Here is a 1,517-nt window from a genome sequence, read left to right as displayed (position 1 = left end):
CTGATCGCGCAGATGCTGCCGGTCAGCGACAATGAGCGCAAGACGCTGCTGGTGGCGGGTGCCGCGGCCGGCATGACCACCGTGTTCGGAACGCCGATCGCCGCCATCATGCTGGCGGTGGAACTGCTTCTGTTCGAGTGGACGCCGCGCAGCTTCATTCCGGTGGCGGTGGCTGCCATCGTGGCGGAGGTCGAGCGCACCATGCTGCACATCCCGGGACCGATCTTTCCGTTTCAGGGCGGCATGGCGATTTCCTTTGCCGGTCTTGGCGGCTGGGTCCTGATCGGCGTTGCCGCCGGCCTCCTGTCTGCCTTGCTGACGCAGATGGTCTATGCCTGCGAGGACGGTTTCCAGAAGCTGCCGATCCACTGGATGTGGTGGCCGATGCTCGGCGGCCTCGTCGTCGGCATTGGCGGCTTGATCGAGCCGCAGGCGCTCGGCGTCGGCTACGACAACATATCCAGCATGCTGGACGGCCGTACGATCGCAACGGCGGCACTCCTGTTGTTGGTGGTGAAAGCCGTCATCTGGTCCGTGGCGTTGGGCTCGGGAACGTCGGGCGGCGTGCTGGCGCCACTGCTGATCATGGGCGGCGCGATGGGCGCGGTGCTCGCCGGCTTCCTGCCGGCGGCCGATCCCGGCTTCTGGGCGCTGCTGGCGATGGCGGCGACCATGGGTGGCACGATGCGCGCGCCGCTGACGGCGACCTTCTTCGCGGTCGAATTGACCGGCAACACGCATGTGCTGGTGCCGCTGATCGCGGCCTGCGCCGCCGCCCATGCGGTGACGGTGCTTTTGATGAAACGTTCCATCCTGACCGAGAAGATCGCCAGGCGAGGGCATCATCTGGTGCGCGAATACCGGGTCGATCCGTTCGCGCTGACCAGGGTGCATGAAGTGATGACCACGCAGGTCCAGAGCGTGCCGGCGACGATGACGCTGCATGGTGCGGCGGCATTCCTGACCGCGCCGGAGACGCGTCATCCGAGCTTCCCGGTCATTGACGGCAACAGGCAGGTGCTCGGACTCATCGATCCACCGGCGATCCTGCGCTGGCGGCGTGCCGGCAAGCACCGGACGACGACGCTCGGCGAATTACTGGCCGGCAGCAAGGTGACGCTTGCCTATCCCGATGAATATCTGGAAGGCCTGTCGGACAAGCTCCTGATGGCCAACGTGTCGCATCTGCCGGTCGTGGCACGCGACGATGGAACGCTGGTCGGTTACGTCGGCTGGAAGGACCTGATGCGCGTCAGATCCAGGAAACAGGCGGAAGAGCGCGATCGCACGGCCCTGCTGGGGTTCGGCACCCGCCGCGGGAAACAGGAAGGCGCTGCCTGACGGCGTCCGGCATCAGGCGCGGCCGCGCTTCGCCCAGGCCAGTACATGGATCCGGAGCGCCGAGGACAGATTGGTGTCGCGCGGCCGGTTTTCGTCGACTTCCGCGACCAGCGCGGCAAGGGGCAGATTGCGCGCGACGGCGATGGCGACAAGGTCGTCAAATCACGGCTTTTCGA

General features: G+C 66.3%; 1 protein-coding gene and 1 pseudogene. One reads left to right on the top strand and one right to left on the bottom strand.

Features of this window, described 5'->3' with window-relative positions; translation table 11 throughout:
- Positions 1–1,341 (top strand): chloride channel protein (locus FJ980_RS31220; RefSeq protein ID WP_140547391.1); only part of this gene is annotated, 1,341 nt, incomplete at its 5' end.
- A gap of 12 nt (positions 1,342–1,353) precedes the next feature.
- Here FJ980_RS31220 and FJ980_RS31215 read toward each other — a convergent pair.
- A pseudogene (locus FJ980_RS31215) lies at positions 1,354–1,517 on the bottom strand (ribbon-helix-helix domain-containing protein); the annotation flags it as partial.

Origin of the sequence: Mesorhizobium sp. B1-1-5 (genome assembly GCF_006443065.1) — a bacterium.
In the GTDB taxonomy this organism is placed as follows: Bacteria; Pseudomonadota; Alphaproteobacteria; order Rhizobiales; family Rhizobiaceae; genus Mesorhizobium.
This window is presented reverse-complemented; position numbering and strand designations above follow the sequence as displayed.